The sequence below is a fragment of the Aquirufa nivalisilvae genome (assembly GCF_004307455.1).
In the GTDB taxonomy this organism is placed as follows: domain Bacteria; phylum Bacteroidota; class Bacteroidia; order Cytophagales; family Spirosomataceae; genus Aquirufa; species Aquirufa nivalisilvae.
The window spans coordinates 24,627-44,087 of sequence record NZ_SEWX01000006.1 but is presented as its reverse complement, the minus strand read 5'-3'; the positions used below and the strand labels follow the sequence as shown (position 1 = coordinate 44,087).

The window sequence follows — 19,461 nt, the reverse complement described above, 5'->3', positions numbered from 1 at the left end:
GAGAGGCAAAATCACATTACCTGTTGATCAAATAATTGCTTGAATAGACCATTTTGGTTTTTCAATTCATCAAATTTCCCCTTTTCTACGATTTTTCCTTCATCCATAACATAGATGTAATCTGCCAACTTTAAATTATAAAGTCGGTGTGTAATAAGAATAGTTGCACGGTTGGCAGCCATTTTTTTGAAATTTTGAAATATGGTAGCCTCAGAAATGGCATCCAATGCACTGGTAGGTTCATCTAAGACTATAAGATGAGCTGGTCGATAAAATGCCCTAGCAATGGCTAATTTCTGCCATTGGCCACCACTTATCTGTTCGCCCCCTTCAAAAATTTTCCCTAATCTAGTTTCATAAGAATGTGGAAGTTGTTGGATGAATTCCTCTGCATCCGCCAATCGCGCAGCTTGTTGTATGGCTTCCATATCAATGGGCTGATCTAAATTGCCCATGGCAATAATTTCTTTGATTTGTAAGAAGTATTTCTCAAAATCTTGAAAGACAAATAAGCTGTTTTGCTTATAGTTATCTGCATCTAACTCCTGTAGAAGATGGCCATTCCACTTGATTTCTCCTTGACTTGGACTATATAAACCTGCTAATAATTTGATTAAAGAGGTTTTTCCTGCACCATTCATTCCAACAATAGCAATCGTTTGACCTATCTGACAGGTTAATTGAATCTGTTCTAATGTTTTTTGTGTCGATCCGGGATATTGAAAATCTACTTGATTTATTTCTAAGCCATTTCCATGTATATCCATTAAAATAGAACCATGAATAGGCTTTTCACGATCTAATGCGAGAAATAGATTGAAATCTTGAATGAATCTGCGTTGTTGAAATAACTGAAGTAAGGAGTTTAGTAGGCTTTTTAAAGTGCTTTGGATTCGTTGAATACCTTGTATATAAACAATAAATAAACTAATGCCAATGGATTGAGTAAAAGCCATTTGAGCAAGTCCATATAGAATGTAAAACAAGATGGACAATTCAAGTATTTCTGTCAGGAAGCCCAAACTTATTAATTTCTTTTGAAGAAGATTTTTTTTCTGGAATATGAATGCTTTAACTTCCTTCAACCGATTAAGTATATACGTTCCAAAGTTGAGAGTTCGTAATTCTTTGGCATACGCGCTACCAGTCAATAAATGGATTAAATAATAGGATTCTCTTTCTTTGCTAACTAATTGTTTATCAAGTCGATGTAAGGCAAATCCAGAATACCATTTGATAATGCTTAGTGGAGCTGCGACAAGTAATATTAACCAGGCATAAGCTTTTATCAAGGTAAAGAAATAGACAATAAGTATGGTGAATGTCAACAGTTGAGTCAGGAATGATTTGAAATTTTGGTAAATAAGCGGCAAATTTTGTTGCGATTGCTGCTGAGCCATGTGTAAAGTATCTTGATACTGAGCTTCTTCATAATACGTATATGGTATAGCGATTGCTTTATTTAGAATTTTATAGACAATTTCATTGGTGATTTTTTGTTCTTGAATAAATGAAATGTAATTATCAATGTTCGTGAGAAATGACTGGAAAATTTGTAAGGAAATAAGCAGAGCAATCCATATTAAAATGGAATTAAAATTAGTTTGAGCAATATGCCCGAATTGATCAAATAAATTTTTCGTTACATATAAAATTGCCGTAGGAATCAATCCCAAAACCACTGCAATTAGAAACTGAAAAAGTGTATTCTTTTTGTTCAGGCTAAATAACAGTTTATAAACCAATAAGAAATCTCGGAAGATGTTGAAATTCAAAGGGAATCAGATTTGTTTGTATTGCAAATCTATCTTATGTCATGGATTAAACCATTATCAGGGCAGATAATTCAGATTATTTTGTTGTTTTTTATATCTTTGCGACTGTTAATTTGACCTGTTCCATGTTTAAATACTTTGCGTTGGGAATGCAAATTCAATCTGAATTTGAGATTCCTGGATTGTTTCCATTTGACTTCCCAGAAAATGATGATATCGTCATGGTTGAGTTTGGTACTGTACCAGACACGCTTCAAAATGAAATCTTAGAAGTTAAGCCTTTTTCTACCTTCAATGAGCGTGAGTTTATATTTCATATTCCTGAGGCAGCAAAATATTATATTACGGATGGGAATAGAGTGCTGATTGAACCATTGTCGGATAATTTGGATGAAGTACTATTTTACCTTTATACGGGAGTATTGGCAACGGTACTATATCAGAAAAATATACTTCCTTTTCATGTTTCAGGTGTAGTTCTTAAAAACAACACGGTTTTGCTTTTTGCAGGACATCAGAGAGCGGGGAAATCGTCTACCTCAATCATGCTACAAAATAGAGGTTATTTGCCATTTACAGATGATACGGCTGTTTTGCAAGTTAGCAATGGACATTGTTATGCCACTTCCTCTTACCCGATTATTCGGGCAATGGAAAGAACTTTAGAGAAGCAGATGGTCTATTCAGAAGAGGAAATAACACCAAAAATTAAAGAGGGTTTTAAGTTTGGAATTAATTTTCATAAAAAATTTATTCCAGAGCAGTTACCCGTTAGTGGTATTGTTTTTCTTAGTGAAGATGGGGATGAGGTAACTATTTCGCCAATGAAAGCAGCAGATGCTATTAAATTGTTAAAGTTTAATGTTTATCGAAAGCAATGGGTACATGGAATGAAAAAGGAGCTTCTTGAATTTCAGACGATCTCACAAATTGCTCAGAGTAAATTACAGTTTTTTACAGCCAAGCGCCCTTGGGAAACGGACAGTTTTGAGAGTTTAGCACAAGCCATAGAAGATCAAATCATTCATCAAATTGGAAAATAAAAAGAATATAGTTTGGTTAGCTTCTTATCCTAAATCTGGAAATACCTGGTTTAGGAGCTTTATTTCTGCTCTTAGAAATAAAGGAGAAGTGGATATTAATGCTATTTCTACCGAAGGGATATTTTCTCAAAAAAGAGGATTAGAAGAATATTTGGATTTGGATGCTGATGAGATACCTGTGTCTAAAATGGATCATTTTAAACGCATATCATTTAACCACCAATCGAATACAGCAGTCGAGAAATGCTTTGTGAAAATCCATGATTTGTATTCAATATCAAAAATTGACCATCAACCCATTGTACCAGAAGAATCTACATTTGCCGCCATCTACTTTGTTAGAAATCCGCTAGATGTAAGCATATCCATGGCAAATCACGATGGAAAGACTTTAGATGAGTCCATTAGCAAGGTGATATGTAATGAACAAGTGCATTTGGTTCGATTTGGAAAACATGCGCATGACCAATTTCAGCAGTATTTAGGCTCATGGAATATGCATGTAGAAAGTTGGAAAAAAGTTACAGCATTTCCTGTTTTTTTTGTTCGTTATGAAGATTTGAAAAATAATCCGCAAGATACATTTACACGTGTTTTGAAGCAGATTGAATATGAGGCAACAGAAGAAGAAATACGATCAGCTATAGAGGCCACCGAATTTGAAAAATTAAAAAGTCAAGAAGCGGAGTTTGGATTTAGAGAAAAACCAAAAGCCTGTAAATCTTTTTTTAATAAAGGGGAAGTAGGTCAATGGAAAGTGCAATTGAATCAAGAACAAACCAGTTTAATAAAACAATTTAATGAGCCCATGATGCGAGAATTCGGATATTGGGAGGACTAAAAAAAGAAAAATATGAATTACATTTTTAATGAAGAAAGAGTTTTATTAACTCAATTAGGAGAAGAAGGAGTTTTATATGATATTCAAACCAATGAATATTTTACCTTAAATGAAACCCTATTTATCATTGTTGATGGGATTAAAAATGGACTTACTTTGACAGAAATTGGTGAAGTATTAATGAACCAATACGATATCGATAAGGAGTTGTGTCATCAAGAAATGACTAAAGGCATCCAACAATTGTTGGAAAAAGATATTATATCAGAACAAAAAAATGCTTAGAATAGTTAGTCTATTTTTTAGATTAAGTTTTCGTAACCAAGGTATTGTTTTGGGTACAGTTTTCCTTTCTTTTTATTGTTATTTTCTATTTAAAATAAGGCCAACTTGGATTCGATTTGGCCGAATTCAACATGATAAGTTAGAATCTAAGAATATAGATTGGGAATTAGTGAATGATATTCGAGAGTCTATTCGATTAGTAAGTAAGAGATTTCCCTTTCATTTAGTTTGCCGCCATGAAGCCTATGTAGCTAAAATATGGCTGAATTATTATAACATCCCATACACGATTTATATTGGATTTAAGTATGGGGATGATAACAGTATCAAGGGACATGCTTGGACGGAAGTTCAGGAAAGGCAAATTACGGGCTTTTGTGACCCTAAGGAATATGTAATTCAGACCACTTATTCGTAAAGGAATAAGTTGAATTGAAAACTAATATTTAAGAGGATGAATTTTTTTCATCAAATTTCGATACAGCCAATATTTTTCTCCGTAAGAAACAAATATTTCTTCATTGGCGGGAATATCCTCTCTAGCTGTAATAGTTAAAGTTTCTAGTCTAAAATCAAGCTTTTGAATGGTGTTGGGTTTATTAGCATGGTTATACAATGAACCATTACCCAAAGCTAGATATACTTTGTTACCATGCGTTTTACAGATATCGCACTTACAACCTTGATTAGCCCAAATGTAATCTAGGATGGTAGGTTCTGATAAATAGAATGAGCGCCATTTCATAGCCAAAAGTCTAGCTTCTTCAATTAATTCTCCTTGTTTGATTAATTCATTGGAAAAAACACCAAATCCATGAATAGAAGATTGACCTAATCGGATTTTTGACGATATACCTGCTATATCATACTTGGGTTCAGAAATTTCACAAGGATTTAACACGATAGAGACTATTTAAAATGAAATAATAAATATACTGAAAAATAAGATTGAATAAGCTACTCCATAACTCAATTTGACATTACTTATACAATCCCTCCATGGTATTTATTAATAAAAAGTGCACAACTAATCCCTCTAGTTAAAAATATAGCATCATTGTAAGCATCCTTTTTTCTTGGGTTCTCAATAATTCTATCTAGATAGGTTTCCATTTTTTGACAATCAATGTAATATTGAATGGCCGAGTTGGAACGAAATGATTTCAGTAACTCTTTGAATTCAGTTGCTTCGGATTGTATTCTAATGGCTAAATCCGTCGCTTGTCGTCCCTTTCTCGTTTGATGAATTAAGTCGTCCAAAAGTCGACCTTTCATGGCGGTTTTTAATAGCCATTTGTTGGTATTTTCTCGCTGATAATATTCATTCGGTACAGAAAGAATATATTCGACCAATCTTTTATCATTACTAGGATCGTAAGTGCTAATTTGGTAACAATAAGCTAAGTCTTGCCATAAAGCACCTATTTTGCTATACTTTGGATTAATGAAATTGATATGGCCTTTCTTATTTTGAATTGAATTCGAAAAGCTTGGGTCATGACCCATTTCTTTCATTTTAGAAAATAGATTCAAATCTTGAGCAAATTGGGTGTTGATGAAGGAATAGGTGTTCCAATCAGGTGTAGGATTACTGCTCCATTTATTTTTAATTTCAACGATAAGATACTTTACGTATGATATTGGAGTAAATTTCTCTTGGCTTTTATATCCTAAAATTCGCTTAATTAGACTTTTGATTTGTAGACCTTCTGGGTATCCAGCCCAAGAAATAGTAGCATTTCCAGATTGGCCAATGATCATCGTATCAATTTCTTTGGCTTGTGCCTCTAAATAAATTTGATGTATCCAAAACATATTACCTGCAGCATGTAGGGGGGAATGGTGCAATTCAATGGAGTCATGTATATTTTTTAAAATTGACTGATTTTCACTTCTCACTAAAACATGGTCCACATTACCTAAAAATTGAGCTGTTGGAATGCTTAGATATGATTCGTCAGTAGCTATGTGTGTTGGGAAATAGTCGGAAGTGTTTTCTTTAGGGATTGAAGTAAAAGCTGTTAATCTTTTTTTATCCTTTTTAAAAAATTCAGCAGCAACCGTTGTAATTGTACTTGAGTCAAACCCCGAACTAAGTTGTGAACCCAAATTTTGGGAATACCTAATCCGATTTTTTACTGATTGTTCTAATTTATCCGAAAACCTTTCAACATATTCCCTTGCTGAATCAAGATGTATTTCTTGTGTATCTTCTGCTATCCAATACCGATGAAGGCTTAATTTCCCATTTTTTATCAAAGCATAATGAGCAGGGGGGAGGAATTTGATGTTTTCAAATGCTGTCCTATTAGATTGAGTATCCCAAGTTGTCAAAATTCCAGCCAAATAAATCTCATCAATTTTTATGGTTTGGGAATCGATTTCTAACAATCCTCCTATGTAGGTCGAAAAAGCAATATATGCATCTGTCAATCGATAATATAATGCTGAAGTACCCAACTGATCACGAGCAATCAATATTTCTTGCTGCGATTGGTTCCAAATAGCCAATGTCCAATCCCCTTCAATTTTTTTAACAAATTCATTCCCAAACTCCACATACATTTTCAGAAGTATGGCATTATCTGAAAGCTCGTCATTAAGTGGAATGTTTAGAAGCTCAATAAGTTCTTCTTTATTATCTATTCTACTATTGGATACAATCCAACAATCATTTTCCGAATAAATTAAATGTTGAGACTTATCTTCTTTATTGAATTGATTAGTAAGAGATAGATTTTCCAAAAATAGGTTAGCTTCTCTGAGTTCAAGCTTATTCTTAGGTTTGAACTTTTGAGTGGCCATTTTCATCTGTTCAATTGATTTATTAAGATCTTTGGATTGAAAAGAGAGAATTCCTGAAAATAAATTCATAATTTTTGGGGCAATGAAATGATTTGTTGCTCGATAAATTAACAACTAAATTTAACTCAGCCCAAATGTTAGGCATCAGTTGTTTAAAGGTAAAAAGGATAGATAAATGATGTGTTTCTCAACCATTAAAATAAGTTCTACCACCTCCATCAGAAAATGGTCCTGCTCCAAACTCTAGATGATCTGTAGCCCAATTATTCAATTCAGGTGAAACCCAATTTCTTTTTTCATTGGTTTTAATTGTTTTTTCAACAGGATTATTTTGTTCATTATTGTCCATATGAGTAAATTTTATTGGGCCATTATTTATTGGATATACCATTGTTAACTAAGTGAATTTTAGGTTTTCAATGGAGTCTTTATTATCCATAGTGACTTTAATCGTTGTTAATATGTCAATTTATATGTTAGTCTACTCTATTTAATTTTAAACAATAAAAATCAAGATTATGCCAACAATTTAGTTTGAAAATTTTTATAAAATGGAGAAATAAGGAGCGGTATTTTTCAACCTGGACCATAAGTTTTAAAGCCGCCATCTACACCTGGACCTACTCCTATTTCTATTTGATCAGTAAGCCATGGATCCATTTGTGGGCTTATCCAAATTTTTCGATTATCAGTTGAATTTAGCTTGTCAACATTGTTTGATTGGAGTTCTATTTGCTTATTTTTCATGATAAAATTAGACTAAGAAATCAGGTTTTTTTTTATGAAATCGTGTTTAATGCTATTTACAAAGGTTATATGTATTCATCTAGTAATTCACTTGAATTACATTCCTTATTTTTTTTAAAACCTGCATTTAAAAAGCTGAAGTTTTCGTACCGGCGTCTACACCACCAGCTTTACCATATTTTAATCCCAAATTGACATATTCCCATGCGTTTATTTGAGGTTCTATCCATTTCTTTTTTTCATTTAAAAATGGAGTATTTAAATTGTCTACTTCTAAAGAGGTACGATCTTTTTTCATAAGATTGAGATTAAATGGATATAGTTATTTTAATCAATCAATTTATAAAAGCTAAGTAAATCAAAATTGTTACAAAAATGCTAAAAAAGGAATGATGATCTAAGGAACAATTCTGAATGGATAAACTCTAAGTTTAAGGGGAATAATTGGTGATATAAAAAATCTACTGCTTTTTAAGATATTAGGATTTGCTAGCGGCGTCTATACCTTTACTATTACTAAGTTCAATTTTATTTATTTCCCAAATACTCATATCAGGTGAAATCCAAGTTCTTTTATTGGTGTTTGTATTGACTTTTTCCAAGTCTTCCGAGTCCTTTGATAAGTCTTTATTTTTCAAGATGATTTATGTTAAAGATTGAATTTTAGTTTAACTATGGAATTGTGTTAATCAATCATCTGCTATTTATGCAGCAGATGTTTTTGAACCACCGTCTACTATACCACCAGCACCTATACCTAAATTGTCCTTTTCCCAAGCGTTGATTTGAGGTTCAATCCATTTCTTTTTTTCATTTAACCTTTGAGTGTTTACACTGTCAGACTGCAAAGAGGTGTGATTATTTTTCATGTTATATTAGATTATGAAGGAATATATGATCAATTTCTTGAAACAATAATACGAAATATTGGATATTTAAGTGCAAGTCTTAAGAAGTTCACTTTACAAACCATCACTACTAACCTCTAATTGACCATATTCTCAAGCGATGATTTGAGGTTCTATCCAATTTTATTGATCATATGTGGCTTTTTTCGAATTTCATTCCTTTCGATATAAAATTAAGTAGCTGACGTTTTCGTACCGGCGTCTGCACCAGCAAAACCATATTTAAATCCCAAATTAACATATTCCCAAGCGTTGATTTGAGGTTCAACCCATTTCTTTTTTTCATTTGATATTTGAGTGGTTACATTTTCAGACTGCAAAGAGGTGTGATCATTTTTCATGTTATATTAGATTATGATGGAATTTATAATCAATTTCTTGAAACAATAATACGAAATATTGAATATTAAAGCGTAAGTCTCATTATGTTCATTTACCAAACTTTTTTAAATCTCATTCCTTGCAGTATAAAAAACGCTGCTTTTAAGTAGCTGACGTTTTCGAACCTCCGTCAGCACCACCAATATTAATATTCAATCCTAAATTGACATATTCCCAAGCGCTGATTTGAGGTTCTATCCATTTCTTTTTATCATCCGTATTTAGACTATCTGCTTGTAAAGGAGTGTGATCTTTTTTCATAAGATTGAGATTACATGGATTTAGTTATTTTATTTTAACAGTTTGTAAAAGGTAAGTGAATTAAATTTATATAAAAAAAACGCTAAAAATGGTAATGTTGAACTTGTGAACAATACCAAATAGATAAACTATTAGTTTAATGGAAATATTTGGTGATATCAAATTCTACCGCTTATGATATTGCAGATCTACTAGCGGCATCAATTCCTTTACTATTACTAAGTTTAATTTTATTTATTTCCCAAATAAATATATCAGGCGAAACCCAAGTCCTTTTATTGGAGTTTGTATTGACTTTTTCTAAGTCTTTTGAGTTCTCAATAGAGTCTTTATTTTTCATGAAAATATGTAGTAAAGATTAAATATTAGTTTACCTATGGAATTGTGTTAATCAATCAGCTGATGTTTTCGACCCACCGTCAGCACCACCTATATTAATATTTAATCCTAAATTGACATATTCCCAAGCGCTGATTTGAGGCTCAATCCATTTCTTTTTTTCGATAGTTTTACTCCAAGTAATTATATCTTCAGAAGGAGTTAATTTATGTTTGCTTTCAGTCATATGAGAACTAGGTGGAGGATGAAACTTGGTGTTAAATCAGTTGAATTTTAATGAAGTCCAAACTAATCAAATGCCAGATTTTTCCATAAGTCAGACTTACTTTTTGTTAAGCCTTTTTAATTGATGTTCTTGGCTATGAAAAGTGGATTATATTATACAGCAGATGTTTTCGAACCGGCGTCTGCACCACCAACAACATTAGATGCTAATCCCAAATTGACAGATTCCCAAGCGCTGATTTGAGGTTCAACCCATTTCTTTTTTTCATTTGATAATGGAGTGTTTAAACTGTCTGCTTGTAAAGTGGGGTGATTGTTTTTCATATGAGTGAGATTAAATCGATGTGTATTAATTAATTCTAAAATTGGATTGCAATTTTTTAGTATTTTAAACGGAATTTTTTTTGACACATCTATTAATGCGCCATCTGTACATACTATCTAAGTTTTTTGATTCACATTGTTAAATATTTGGAAATATCTACATCTTCTTTTCAGTTGTTGTTTTCGTTTCTTCTATTCTTACTTTAGTTGCGAGTAAATCGAATTTGTTACAAAAAAATTAAAGGGACAAATTTGAACTTGTCAAAAAATCCTATAGTATAAACTATGCGTCAAATAGATAAGCTAATTTATTTAAAGAATCTTCTGCTTTTATATAGCTGATGATTTCGAACCGCCGTCTCCACCTACACCAAAAGCTACTCCCAAATTGTCATTTTCCCAGGCATTGATTTGAGGTTCAATCCATTTCTTTTTGTCATCAGTATTTAGACTATCTGCTTGTAAAGTGGGGTGATTGTTTTTCATATGAGTAAGGTTAAATGGATAATATACAGCTACTTATAAAATGTAATGCAAAATTTTAAATTATTTAATTGTAAGTTTTTGTTCCAGCATCTGCTAAACCACCGCCCCCCAATTCTATTTGCTCAGATTCCCAAGTGCTAATTTGAGGTTCAATCCAATTCTTTTTTTCATGGTCCAATTGGGATTCTATGTTGCTTGGATGTAAGGTTGAAAGATCATTTTTCATTTTGTATCAATTTAATTGATATATGCCTTAGTTCCACCATCTGCTCCAACTCCTCCAGTATTTTCTATATTTTCATTTTCCCAATTTGTTATTTCGGGAGAAACCCAATTTCTTTTTTCTGGAGTTTCATTCAATTTATCTATTATCAATTCCTGTGGATTCATGAACCTAAATTTATCTAAAATGTGAACTAGTAACAAAACCGTTTGAAACCAATATTGCTTAATATTTATGATGGATATTTAGAATTTAACCAGCATATGCCTTGGATCCACCATCAGCTACTGATCCTGCACCATTTTCTAAATTGTTAGCGCTCCAAACATTTAGATTAGGTGAAACCCAATTCTTTTTTTCTTGAGGAATATTTGAACTACCAAAGTTGTCAATTTGAGAATCTATCATGGTACAAAAAGGGGTAATAAGAAACAATAAATGTGATTAATATCAACAAGTTACTAAAATTATTAATTTTCAATAACCTGATTAAAAATTAATTTGGCTGATTCTTCAATGGATAAATAGGCAGTATCAACAGTTAAATGGGCATGTTTAGGTATTTCAAATGGGGAATCGATACCTGTAAAATATTGAATTTCAAGCTGTTTTACCTTTTGGTATAAACCCTTAGGATCTCTTTCTATGCAAATTTCCAAAGGTGTATTCACAAATACTTCTACATATTGATTTTGTAAAATTTGCCGATTATTTTCCCTCATCGCTTCCATGGGTGTAATCATGGCTACAATGACCCAATAGCCCTCTTCTAGAAACAATTTAGCCAATTCAGCAGCTCTTCGTATATTTTCAAAACGATCAGCTTCTGAAAATCCTAGATTGGAATTGATTCCTTTTCTTAGTAGATCACCGTCTAATATCAGACATTTTAATCCACTGGATATCAATATCTGTTTTAATTCAAGCGAAATGCTGCTTTTTCCAGCACCCGAAAGCCCCAACAGCCAAATGCATTTATTCATACGTTTCTTTTACTCCATTGTTATTAATCAAGTGAAATAAAGCAAATAAAATTATTCATGTATCATCCAATAGGTGTTTTTAAATTTTATTTTTTTGTATTTTTCATTTAGCCATTCCATTCTGATGTAGAATAGATGTGCATCATTGGCTAACGGTACAGGATATACTTAAACGTTTGCTAAACATTTACACCTTAATTTTGACATTTTTTAAAAATTCACCAACAAATCCATGGTACAATACAATACGAAAGATTGGATCATTTTTATTTTTCGATTTCATAAGTCTGATACCTTTCGACAACTCTTGCCACTGATGATTTTCATTGGAATCTATTGTGCCATTATTCGATTTTTGGAAATCGAGTATTGGGATTTGGGATCAGATAGTTTGGTGAAGAATATTTCACTCATGCATGGAATGTTAGGTTTCGTGATATCCTTGTTATTAGCATATCGAACTAATACCGCCTACGATCGTTGGTGGGAAGGAAGAAAAATGTGGGGTGCTTTGGTCAATAGCTCAAGAAACTTAGCCTTGAAATTGTCAGTGATACTCGAACACGAACCTGATAAGCAGTTCTTTAGAAAGGTAATTCCAGCTTATGCCTCTATTTTGTCTAAGCATTTGAGCAATGAAGAGTCGGCATTGGTCTTGTTTGAAGGGTTAGATTTACACATCGATCACCAAAAACATAAACCCAATCAGGTGGCCAAAATGTTATTTACCAAGGTGGATGATTTATATGTTAGTAAAAAACTGACGGGTGATCAATTAATCGTAATCAATAGTGAACTACAATCTTTCACCGATATATGTGGAGCTTGTGAGAGAATCAAAAATACCCCGATTCCTTATTCTTACAGTGCATTTATCAAGAAGTTTATCTTTTTTTATATCATGACGCTACCTTTTGGTTATGTATTTAGTTTGGGATATTTGGCTATTCCTGTGGTGGTTTTTACTTTTTATGTTTTGGCTAGCTTGGAACTTATTGCAGAAGAAATAGAAGATCCTTTTGGATTAGATGCCAATGATTTACCAACGGCTAAAATGGCAGCGAATATCAAAAAACAAGTAGAGGATTTGATTTGAATGGTCATTCGTAAGTCCAACATAGTATTACACCTGGGATAATGAATAAACGTTCAAATGAAAATTTGTAAAAAATAATGCATTTTGAATAAATGGTGACATAAATCATTATTTAAAATTAGTCTAAGCAAGGAATGTCGAGTAATTTTGAATATAATTGCATTGGTAATTAGAAATGGGGTTTATACTCCGTGTTCTTTATAAAGTTGAATGATCAAATTCCTGAGTTTTTAGGATGACATTTTATCAGCATGATTACCAGTTCTCCTGTTGTTCTAGCAAATTTTTTTGAAATAAATTGGATGAGTTTTCATCATGAAATGATTATACTTATCATTATTTGTGAAACAGGATTGAATTAGAATATATAAACCCTAAATAGTAGATTTTTTTAAATGGATGGCATGCTGATCTTCTTGGTCCTTTTCAAACTAGTGGTTTCATTGGTTTTAGCAGTCTTCAATTTTAGGGTAAATCGTAATACGATTTATTTGTCTGGAGTTCTCGTTGTCATAGCTCTTTTTGGCTTATTGCATTACAGTATTTTTGCTAGTGACTCACCCATCATGTTGATTTTTATGGGGGTATATAGTATACCTACTTATTATTTAGTTGGGCCATTTTTATATTTCTATTTCAGAAGCACCTTACTAGATAATTCCAAAATTTACCCAGTCGATTATCTCCATTATTTACCTTTTTTTATTGCCCTAATTAATGTATTTCCCAGTTTTATTCGTCCTTGGAATGAAACATTAGATTTAGCTAATCAAATATTGGCAGATCCTAATTACTTAAAGACATTGAATTTAGGATGGATATATCCAAGCTATTTTAATATGATTGGTCGACCCATTTGTATGTTAATTTACGTTGGATTAATCATTAAAATGTACCGCGAGCATAGTAATGAACTATACCGAAATGCACTTCCAGATAGTCATCGCATTTTGATGAAAAAGTGGTTGATGTTATTATTGACGGTGGTCACTTTTGCTGCGTTAAGTTATTTGGCAGGAGCATTTGTCTTTATGTACACACCCCATGTACCTAAGCAAACGGTGATGCATTCTCCGCTCACCTTGATCGTGATGATTGCTTTTTTAATGATTCCTTTATTGATCGTTATATTTCCTCAAGTACTATATGGTATTCCGATTGTTAAAAAGAAACGAAAATCTTTTGACCACTTTTTGAATGCTTCGGAAGTTTATAAATACGTCAACAAGTCGGACGATCCGCTTAGGGATGATGCTCTACGTATTTTGGATAGTATCCGTGAAGAAAAATGGTATCTAGATCCAGAATTTAATGTGGATATTTTGGCTTCGAAGTTAGATCTTCCGAAACACCATATTTATTATTGTTTTAACTACATTATCAAATCTAAGTTTACTTCACTTAGAAGTCAACTTAGAATAGAATACGCCAAAAACTTACTGAGTTTAGATATGGAAATGGATGTCGAATTGGTTGCACAGCAATCAGGTTATAGTTCTGTTCAGAGTTTTAACCGGGCATTTGTTGAGGAAGAAGGGATCAATGTATATGAGTATATCAATAAAATAAAAAGGAAGTAGTAATAGGCTTTTAATAAGTCCAAATTCGATTTTAGAGTGCCAAACTGTTGTTTCTATTATTAATAATTTAAATCTGATAAAAATGAAAGAAAACGTTCACTGAGGACTTAAGCGGTCCTGATTTATGACCACACCATGATTAAATTAAGTTTACCTACCACGAAAAAAAGAAAGAGACAAACCACTAGTAAATTCATCATTTGGCTTTTCGCCTTCTGCATTTCTTATGTAGGTCTTGCCCAAGAAACGAATCAATTGTACAAACATGCCATTGGTTATAAGTATACAACCCTGTGTCAAGGGGTAACTTTTCGAATAAAAATTGATCAGTCAGCGCAAGTTGAAGCTTTTGCAGGGCCATTTGAAAATGATCCCAATAAGCGAACTACCGTATTAGGAGTTCGATATCTGCATATATTTCTTCAGGAGAAAGATTTTCCAATTAACCCATACATCTTTGCTGGATTTGGCTATGCATACAGTGAGATAAAGCATATAGGTTGCAAAATGAAAGATCCAAGTGATTTGTTTAATCTCATGGGTTATAGTGCAGGGATAGGAATGGAATTAAAAATGACTGACAGAGTTTCTCTCAATGCAGAAGCTGCTCGAATGACTTTGTTTAATACTCAAGTCAATGGCCCCAATTTGGATGGAATTTCACTCAATTTTGGCATCAATTATGCCTTTGGTGGAATTTATTAATTATCATCAAAATGGCTGTATTTTGATGATAATGCCTTGAAAATCAAAAACCTGACGAAAATCATAAAATTATTTCATAGTCCATTAAATTGAACTATTCAAGCAAATTACATGGTTTTATTTTGAGTGGATATAACGTCCAATTTTTACTTTAAATGCAGATTGCTTTGAATTGAAAGAGATGGACTGATTCAATATTATCCTGTTTTGGGTCTATTTTACCTATATTTTGAAGTGTTTTAAGTAAGCATGTTAGTAATGTTTACATTTATGCTTTTTTAGTTGTGTGTTGCCTTTAAAGACAAATTGAAAAAATGAGAAATGAGTTAGTTTTAATTGCCTGATTTTTTTGAATTATTTTAATAATACATAACTACACCATAGTATTAACAAGATTTAGAACTTGAAGAGCGTGATGTCAAGCTGAAAAATTCTCTTTTATATTTGCCCCAAGCTTTGGCACATGTTGTCTGAGTTCCAATCTTATCGGTTTGGTATTGATCTACTCTCCGATAGGTATGTTAACCTATAAAAATTTTAACCTATGAAAAATCTAGGAATGACCGCCATGGCAAAGGCGGCGCTGTTGGCTTGTGCCCTAGTACCGAGTACTTTTTTTTCAGCTTATTGTTTTTCTGATCAAGAAGGGCAAGAAGGTGATCAAGAAAAAAATAGTTTTGGAATTCGCTATTCTTATTCTTGTATGGGAATAACCTGGCGACATGCTTTCAACGCTTTAAATCAGTTCGAAGCGTTTATCCAACCCATGGCAACTAATCCAGTCAAGGAGTTTAATTTTTATGGAGGACGATATATTCATAATTTTCCTCAGACTGAATTTTCGTTTACTCCCTATGTATTCTTGGGTGTAGGAATGTCTACATACCAAAATAATATGCCTAATCCCACTTTGAACGAAAATAATAAGTTGAACAAGTGTTTAGGCTATGCCGTTGGTCAGGGTGTAGAAATTCCATTATCGGATAAGCTAAGTTTTTCAGGAGATGTGGCCATCACTCGGTTGAATAATGAACCAGACCAAATGTTAGGAATCATTCGGATGGGTGTGGGGATGCATTATACCTTGAAATAGTAAAAAAAGGGGTGTTGAAGCTTCTGATGGTAATTAATTTTACATGAGAAGCTGTAAAACCCCTCTCTTTTTTTGAAATGAACATTGTAGTATTTAACTTCAAGTGAAGATTCCTTGTGTTTTATAATTCCCTTTAAATGAATAAAATTAATCCTATTCCAGCCAACGAAGAAAAGCGCTTGCAGGCTTTATATGAGTATCATATACTCGATAGCGTTTCGGAGCAGGAATACGACAAAATAACGGCATTGGCGTCTCAAATTTGTCAAGTTCCCATAGCTATAATATCATTAGTTGACAAAAATAGACAATGGTTTAAATCCGAAGTTGGTTTAGGGGCAAAAGAGACCCCCAGGGATATTTCCTTTTGTCAATATACAATTATGGGGGAGGAGGTTTTTGAAGTACCCAATGCCCTTGAGGATGAGCGATTTGTAGAAAATCCATTGGTGACTGGAGATCCGCATATTCGATTTTATGCAGGTGCTCCTTTGATTACACCAGATGGGTATAACATAGGTTCTTTGTGTGTGATAGATCGAGTGCCCAAGGAATTGACAAAAGAACAGCGAGATGCATTGAATACGCTGGCGGAGCATGTTATTATGACTTTGGAGTTAAGGATCAAGAATAATGTTTTGACAGAACAAGTTAATCGTTTGACGGAGGAAAAAATTGCTCGTGTGACCATGGAACTGGGGCGATATAAAGAGGCTTTAGATGAAGTTTTGGCCGTATTTATCATGGATTCCCAAGGTATTATTACTTATGCGAATGAGGCGATTTGTGCATTGAGCCAGTATTCAAGAGAAGAGTTACTAGGTCATCACAAGAGTATACTGCATCCCGAGTTTAATTCTTCATTGGAATCAGATACCTTTTGGGAGACAATTCAATCCGGAGAAGTATGGAAAGGTGAGATTCAGAATATAGCCAAAGATGGGTCAATTTATTGGTTGAATATCACTTTTGTCCCGTTTAAAGGGAAGGATGGAAAAGTTACCCAATATTTGGCCATTAGTAGTGATATTACGGAGCAAAAAATTAAATCGATTGACTTAGAATTATTTTTTGAACTTTCGCAGGATTATTTAACAGTAGCCAATAAGAATGGTTTTTTTGAGAAGGTGAGCCCATCTTTTTATCGAAGTCTTGGGTATACAGAGGATGAAATAATGAGTAATTCCGGAGCTGCACTTGTGATTGATGAAGACTTGCCATTAAGAGACAAACTTCGAGAAAAAATGTTTCGTGGAGAAGGTGTGAAGGATTTTGAATTACGCTATAAATGCAAAGATGGAACTGTCAAAGTATTGAGTTGGAATTCATCGCCCAATGAACAAACAGGTAAATTATATGGAATAGCACGTGACATCACAGCGAGTAAGAAAATCATTGAAGAAAACAATCGCTTGTCATGGGTAGCCAAAGGAACAGATAACATTGTAGTGATTGCTGATCCACAAGGTCTAATAGAATGGGTAAATGATCCATTTGAAAAGTTGACAGGATATACATTAGATGAAGTAATTGGTAAAAAACCTGGCAGTTTTTTGCAGTATGAGGGAACCGATCAGGGCACTTCTCAAGCGATGCAAGAGGCCATCGCAAACCGTCAAGTTTTTAAAGGTGAGATTCGAAATCGTTCTAAATCGGGGAGAGAATATTGGCTAGAATTATCCATTAATCCAATTTTCAATAATCAACACGAGCTTATTAATTTCATTGCCATTGAATCTGATATCACAGAGAAAAAAGAAAAAGATTTAGAGATTTCTAATCTATTGGCCACTCAGATTGCTATTTTTAATGGAGCAGGTTTGGCTATTATTTTCACGGATGTGAATGGGGTTGTTCAAAAAGTGAATCAAGCTACCTTGGAATTATTTGAATATGAGGAAGATGAGATAGTAAACATGCTTTTAAGTCAAATTCCTTGTTTTGACATGGATGAATTAATCCAATATAATGTTGAGCTAAGTGAAGAGTATGGTACTGAATTTGTGCCAAGCTTTGAAACGTTTGTGATGAGAACCAGATCAACGGGGAAACCTGAGCGTAGAGAGTGGACTCTTATTTCAAAGTCAGGTAAGCGAATTCCCATATGGTTAGGAGTAACCTGTGTAAAAAATGAGACAGGAGAGATTATTGGTTATTTGGGTGTGGCTGAAGATTATACGGAACATAAGCAAGCTCAAAATGAATTAATTAGAGCCAAAGAAATAGCCGAATCAGCAGCAAATGCCAAAGATAGTTTCTTAGCCAATATGAGTCATGAGATTCGTACTCCTTTGAATGCTATTATCGGTTTTACGGAACTCTTACAACAAAGAAATTTGCCTAGTCCGGATTGTGAATATATAGAAAATATACAAACTGCAGGTGATCATCTATTGTTATTGATTAATGATATTTTAGATTTATCCAAAATAGATTCTGGGAAAATTGAAATGGAGATACAACCATTCAGTTTAAAGGAATCACTGAAGCATGTGTATAGTATCCTTAAAGTAAAATCACAGAAAAAAGCCATTGAATTCAGCCTATTTTTGGATGCTGATTTACCTGATGCCGTCATAGGAGATAAGGGACGTTTAAATCAAGTATTAATTAATTTGGCAGGAAATGCGATTAAATTTACCGAGGAAGGGGAAGTGATCATTTCTGTTAAAAAAGTACAGGAAACAGATTCTCGGGTTAGTTTACGCTTTTCTGTAAAAGATACAGGCATTGGTATTTCGGAAGAAAAGATAAAAACGATATTTGACCGTTTTACTCAAGCAGAAGCAAGTACAACACGCAAATTTGGGGGTTCAGGTTTAGGCTTGAATATTGCTAAACAATTGGTTGAACTACAAGGAGGAAAGATTGAATTGAAAAGTCAACTAGGGAGAGGTTCTGAATTCTCTTTTGTACTGGAATTAGAAAAGACAAAACAAGTGCTTGAAAGCCTGCAAAATAAGAAAAGTTCAAATCTCAGCTTAGAGCAATCAGTGAGCATTTTGATGTGCGAGGATAATGAGATGAACCAGCGATTGGCCAAAACGGTTATTACGAATTTTGGATTCCAATTAGACATAGCCAATAATGGCAAAGAAGGAATCGAACTATTGAAGCAAAAATCATATGATCTAATCTTGATGGATTTGCAAATGCCCGAAATGGATGGTTATCAAGCCACCAAGTATATTCGGAATGAAATGAAATCGGATATCCCCATCATTGCCATGACTGCCCATTCGTTAGTAGGGGAGCAGCAGAAATGCTTTGATATCGGGATGAATGGCTATGTCTCCAAGCCCTATAAGCAGCAAGAATTACTTCAAAAAATTCAAGAATTTATTCGTGAATAGGCATTACT

26 protein-coding genes are annotated in these 19,461 nt (G+C 33.4%); 9 read left to right on the top strand and 17 right to left on the bottom strand.

The window, feature by feature from the left end:
* Positions 1 to 11: 11 nt before the first annotated feature.
* Positions 12 to 1,775, bottom strand: coding sequence for an ABC transporter ATP-binding protein (locus tag EWU22_RS10830; protein ID WP_130925568.1), 1,764 nt, complete (start codon positions 1,773 to 1,775; stop codon positions 12 to 14).
* Between the two features lie 125 nt (positions 1,776 to 1,900).
* Between EWU22_RS10830 and EWU22_RS10825 the strand changes: the two genes are divergently transcribed.
* The 4 genes from EWU22_RS10825 to EWU22_RS10810 are packed head-to-tail and all read left to right on the top strand — an operon-like array spanning position 1,901 to position 4,362.
* Positions 1,901 to 2,818, top strand: coding sequence for a hypothetical protein (locus EWU22_RS10825; RefSeq protein WP_130925567.1), 918 nt, complete (start codon positions 1,901 to 1,903; stop codon positions 2,816 to 2,818).
* Positions 2,808 to 3,659 carry a sulfotransferase domain-containing protein gene (locus EWU22_RS10820; protein ID WP_161566846.1) on the top strand — a complete coding sequence of 284 codons (852 nt, stop codon included), beginning with the start codon at positions 2,808 to 2,810 and terminating at the stop codon, positions 3,657 to 3,659. The genes EWU22_RS10825 and EWU22_RS10820 overlap by 11 nt, the downstream gene beginning before the upstream one ends.
* Before the next feature lie 12 nt (positions 3,660 to 3,671).
* Positions 3,672 to 3,944 carry a PqqD family protein gene (locus tag EWU22_RS10815; RefSeq protein WP_130925565.1) on the top strand — a complete coding sequence of 91 codons (273 nt, stop codon included), beginning with the start codon at positions 3,672 to 3,674 and terminating at the stop codon, positions 3,942 to 3,944.
* Entirely contained in the window at positions 3,937 to 4,362 is a 426-nt protein-coding gene (locus tag EWU22_RS10810) for a lasso peptide biosynthesis B2 protein (protein ID WP_130925564.1), read from the top strand. Before EWU22_RS10815 ends, EWU22_RS10810 begins: the two co-directional genes overlap by 8 nt.
* Positions 4,363 to 4,383: 21 nt before the next feature.
* On the opposite strand, the gene EWU22_RS10805 is transcribed toward EWU22_RS10810, so the two are convergent.
* The 16 genes from EWU22_RS10805 to cysC form a co-directional block, all read right to left on the bottom strand.
* Positions 4,384 to 4,845 carry an SET domain-containing protein-lysine N-methyltransferase gene (locus EWU22_RS10805; RefSeq protein WP_130925563.1) on the bottom strand — a complete coding sequence of 154 codons (462 nt, stop codon included), beginning with the start codon at positions 4,843 to 4,845 and terminating at the stop codon, positions 4,384 to 4,386.
* An 83-nt stretch (positions 4,846 to 4,928) separates the two neighbouring features.
* A complete protein-coding gene (locus tag EWU22_RS10800) occupies positions 4,929 to 6,818 on the bottom strand; it encodes an asparagine synthase-related protein (RefSeq protein ID WP_130925562.1) in 1,890 nt (629 codons plus the stop codon).
* A 118-nt stretch (positions 6,819 to 6,936) separates the two neighbouring features.
* Positions 6,937 to 7,140, bottom strand: coding sequence for a hypothetical protein (locus tag EWU22_RS13170; RefSeq protein ID WP_145962627.1), 204 nt, complete (start codon positions 7,138 to 7,140; stop codon positions 6,937 to 6,939).
* Positions 7,141 to 7,325: 185 nt separating this feature from the next.
* Positions 7,326 to 7,496 carry a hypothetical protein gene (locus EWU22_RS13310; protein WP_161566844.1) on the bottom strand — a complete coding sequence of 57 codons (171 nt, stop codon included), beginning with the start codon at positions 7,494 to 7,496 and terminating at the stop codon, positions 7,326 to 7,328.
* A 127-nt stretch (positions 7,497 to 7,623) separates the two neighbouring features.
* Positions 7,624 to 7,794, bottom strand: coding sequence for a hypothetical protein (locus tag EWU22_RS13305; protein WP_161566843.1), 171 nt, complete (start codon positions 7,792 to 7,794; stop codon positions 7,624 to 7,626).
* A 406-nt stretch (positions 7,795 to 8,200) separates the two neighbouring features.
* Positions 8,201 to 8,365, bottom strand: coding sequence for a hypothetical protein (locus EWU22_RS13300; protein WP_161566842.1), 165 nt, complete (start codon positions 8,363 to 8,365; stop codon positions 8,201 to 8,203).
* A gap of 212 nt (positions 8,366 to 8,577) precedes the next feature.
* A complete protein-coding gene (locus tag EWU22_RS13295; RefSeq protein WP_161566841.1) occupies positions 8,578 to 8,745 on the bottom strand; it encodes a hypothetical protein in 168 nt (55 codons plus the stop codon).
* A 142-nt stretch (positions 8,746 to 8,887) separates the two neighbouring features.
* On the bottom strand, positions 8,888 to 9,046 hold the full coding sequence (locus tag EWU22_RS13290) for a hypothetical protein (protein ID WP_161566840.1): 159 nt from the start codon (positions 9,044 to 9,046) through the stop codon (positions 8,888 to 8,890).
* Positions 9,047 to 9,218: 172 nt separating this feature from the next.
* Entirely contained in the window at positions 9,219 to 9,386 is a 168-nt protein-coding gene (locus tag EWU22_RS13285; protein ID WP_161566839.1) for a hypothetical protein, read from the bottom strand.
* A gap of 51 nt (positions 9,387 to 9,437) precedes the next feature.
* Positions 9,438 to 9,611, bottom strand: coding sequence for a hypothetical protein (locus tag EWU22_RS13280; protein WP_161566838.1), 174 nt, complete (start codon positions 9,609 to 9,611; stop codon positions 9,438 to 9,440).
* A gap of 152 nt (positions 9,612 to 9,763) precedes the next feature.
* Positions 9,764 to 9,934: a hypothetical protein gene (locus EWU22_RS13275; protein WP_161566837.1), complete on the bottom strand. Its 171-nt coding sequence runs from the start codon at positions 9,932 to 9,934 to the stop codon at positions 9,764 to 9,766.
* 330 nt (positions 9,935 to 10,264) lie between these two features.
* Complete coding sequence (locus EWU22_RS13270; RefSeq protein ID WP_161566836.1) at positions 10,265 to 10,420, bottom strand: hypothetical protein; 156 nt, start codon at positions 10,418 to 10,420, stop codon at positions 10,265 to 10,267.
* Positions 10,421 to 10,484: 64 nt separating this feature from the next.
* Positions 10,485 to 10,646 carry a hypothetical protein gene (locus tag EWU22_RS13265; RefSeq protein WP_161566835.1) on the bottom strand — a complete coding sequence of 54 codons (162 nt, stop codon included), beginning with the start codon at positions 10,644 to 10,646 and terminating at the stop codon, positions 10,485 to 10,487.
* Between the two features lie 11 nt (positions 10,647 to 10,657).
* Positions 10,658 to 10,810: a hypothetical protein gene (locus tag EWU22_RS13260; RefSeq protein WP_161566834.1), complete on the bottom strand. Its 153-nt coding sequence runs from the start codon at positions 10,808 to 10,810 to the stop codon at positions 10,658 to 10,660.
* A gap of 85 nt (positions 10,811 to 10,895) precedes the next feature.
* Positions 10,896 to 11,051, bottom strand: a complete 156-nt coding sequence (locus EWU22_RS13255; RefSeq protein ID WP_161566833.1) for a hypothetical protein — start codon at positions 11,049 to 11,051, stop codon at positions 10,896 to 10,898.
* A 62-nt stretch (positions 11,052 to 11,113) separates the two neighbouring features.
* Positions 11,114 to 11,626 (bottom strand): adenylyl-sulfate kinase, encoded by a 513-nt coding sequence (gene cysC / locus EWU22_RS10795; RefSeq protein ID WP_130925561.1) that lies wholly within the window; start codon positions 11,624 to 11,626, stop codon positions 11,114 to 11,116.
* Between the two features lie 232 nt (positions 11,627 to 11,858).
* Here cysC and EWU22_RS10790 point away from each other — a divergent pair, with 232 nt between their 5' ends.
* The 5 genes from EWU22_RS10790 to EWU22_RS10770 all read left to right on the top strand — a co-directional run bounded on the left by EWU22_RS10790 (position 11,859) and on the right by EWU22_RS10770 (position 19,453).
* Positions 11,859 to 12,722, top strand: coding sequence for a bestrophin family protein (locus EWU22_RS10790; protein WP_130925560.1), 864 nt, complete (start codon positions 11,859 to 11,861; stop codon positions 12,720 to 12,722).
* A gap of 404 nt (positions 12,723 to 13,126) precedes the next feature.
* Positions 13,127 to 14,302, top strand: coding sequence for an AraC family transcriptional regulator (locus EWU22_RS10785; RefSeq protein ID WP_161566832.1), 1,176 nt, complete (start codon positions 13,127 to 13,129; stop codon positions 14,300 to 14,302).
* 135 nt (positions 14,303 to 14,437) lie between these two features.
* Positions 14,438 to 15,007, top strand: coding sequence for an outer membrane protein (locus EWU22_RS10780; protein ID WP_130925558.1), 570 nt, complete (start codon positions 14,438 to 14,440; stop codon positions 15,005 to 15,007).
* Positions 15,008 to 15,551: 544 nt separating this feature from the next.
* Complete coding sequence (locus tag EWU22_RS10775) at positions 15,552 to 16,100, top strand: hypothetical protein (protein ID WP_130925557.1); 549 nt, start codon at positions 15,552 to 15,554, stop codon at positions 16,098 to 16,100.
* Positions 16,101 to 16,237: 137 nt separating this feature from the next.
* Entirely contained in the window at positions 16,238 to 19,453 is a 3,216-nt protein-coding gene (locus tag EWU22_RS10770; RefSeq protein ID WP_130925556.1) for a PAS domain S-box protein, read from the top strand.
* Positions 19,454 to 19,461: the final 8 nt, after the last annotated feature.

Coding starts and splice junctions, on each gene's coding strand:
- EWU22_RS13270 (WP_161566836.1), bottom strand. CDS start 10,420: ATGAAAAACAATCACCCCACTTTACAAGCAGATAGTCTAAATACTGAT.
- EWU22_RS13260 (WP_161566834.1), bottom strand. CDS start 10,810: ATGAATCCACAGGAATTGATAATAGATAAATTGAATGAAACTCCAGAA.
- EWU22_RS13295 (WP_161566841.1), bottom strand. CDS start 8,745: ATGAAAAATGATCACACCTCTTTGCAGTCTGAAAATGTAACCACTCAA.
- EWU22_RS13280 (WP_161566838.1), bottom strand. CDS start 9,611: ATGACTGAAAGCAAACATAAATTAACTCCTTCTGAAGATATAATTACT.
- EWU22_RS13255 (WP_161566833.1), bottom strand. CDS start 11,051: ATGATAGATTCTCAAATTGACAACTTTGGTAGTTCAAATATTCCTCAA.
- EWU22_RS10825 (WP_130925567.1), top strand. CDS start 1,901: ATGTTTAAATACTTTGCGTTGGGAATGCAAATTCAATCTGAATTTGAG.
- EWU22_RS10775 (WP_130925557.1), top strand. CDS start 15,552: ATGAAAAATCTAGGAATGACCGCCATGGCAAAGGCGGCGCTGTTGGCT.
- EWU22_RS10815 (WP_130925565.1), top strand. CDS start 3,672: ATGAATTACATTTTTAATGAAGAAAGAGTTTTATTAACTCAATTAGGA.
- EWU22_RS10810 (WP_130925564.1), top strand. CDS start 3,937: ATGCTTAGAATAGTTAGTCTATTTTTTAGATTAAGTTTTCGTAACCAA.
- cysC (WP_130925561.1), bottom strand. CDS start 11,626: ATGAATAAATGCATTTGGCTGTTGGGGCTTTCGGGTGCTGGAAAAAGC.
- EWU22_RS13275 (WP_161566837.1), bottom strand. CDS start 9,934: ATGAAAAACAATCACCCCACTTTACAAGCAGACAGTTTAAACACTCCA.
- EWU22_RS13310 (WP_161566844.1), bottom strand. CDS start 7,496: ATGAAAAATAAGCAAATAGAACTCCAATCAAACAATGTTGACAAGCTA.
- EWU22_RS10770 (WP_130925556.1), top strand. CDS start 16,238: ATGAATAAAATTAATCCTATTCCAGCCAACGAAGAAAAGCGCTTGCAG.
- EWU22_RS10790 (WP_130925560.1), top strand. CDS start 11,859: ATGGTACAATACAATACGAAAGATTGGATCATTTTTATTTTTCGATTT.
- EWU22_RS13170 (WP_145962627.1), bottom strand. CDS start 7,140: ATGGTATATCCAATAAATAATGGCCCAATAAAATTTACTCATATGGAC.
- EWU22_RS13290 (WP_161566840.1), bottom strand. CDS start 9,046: ATGAAAAAAGATCACACTCCTTTACAAGCAGATAGTCTAAATACGGAT.
- EWU22_RS10800 (WP_130925562.1), bottom strand. CDS start 6,818: ATGAATTTATTTTCAGGAATTCTCTCTTTTCAATCCAAAGATCTTAAT.
- EWU22_RS13305 (WP_161566843.1), bottom strand. CDS start 7,794: ATGAAAAAAGATCGTACCTCTTTAGAAGTAGACAATTTAAATACTCCA.
- EWU22_RS13265 (WP_161566835.1), bottom strand. CDS start 10,646: ATGAAAAATGATCTTTCAACCTTACATCCAAGCAACATAGAATCCCAA.
- EWU22_RS13285 (WP_161566839.1), bottom strand. CDS start 9,386: ATGAAAAATAAAGACTCTATTGAGAACTCAAAAGACTTAGAAAAAGTC.
- EWU22_RS10780 (WP_130925558.1), top strand. CDS start 14,438: ATGATTAAATTAAGTTTACCTACCACGAAAAAAAGAAAGAGACAAACC.
- EWU22_RS10785 (WP_161566832.1), top strand. CDS start 13,127: ATGCTGATCTTCTTGGTCCTTTTCAAACTAGTGGTTTCATTGGTTTTA.
- EWU22_RS13300 (WP_161566842.1), bottom strand. CDS start 8,365: ATGAAAAATAATCACACCTCTTTGCAGTCTGACAGTGTAAACACTCAA.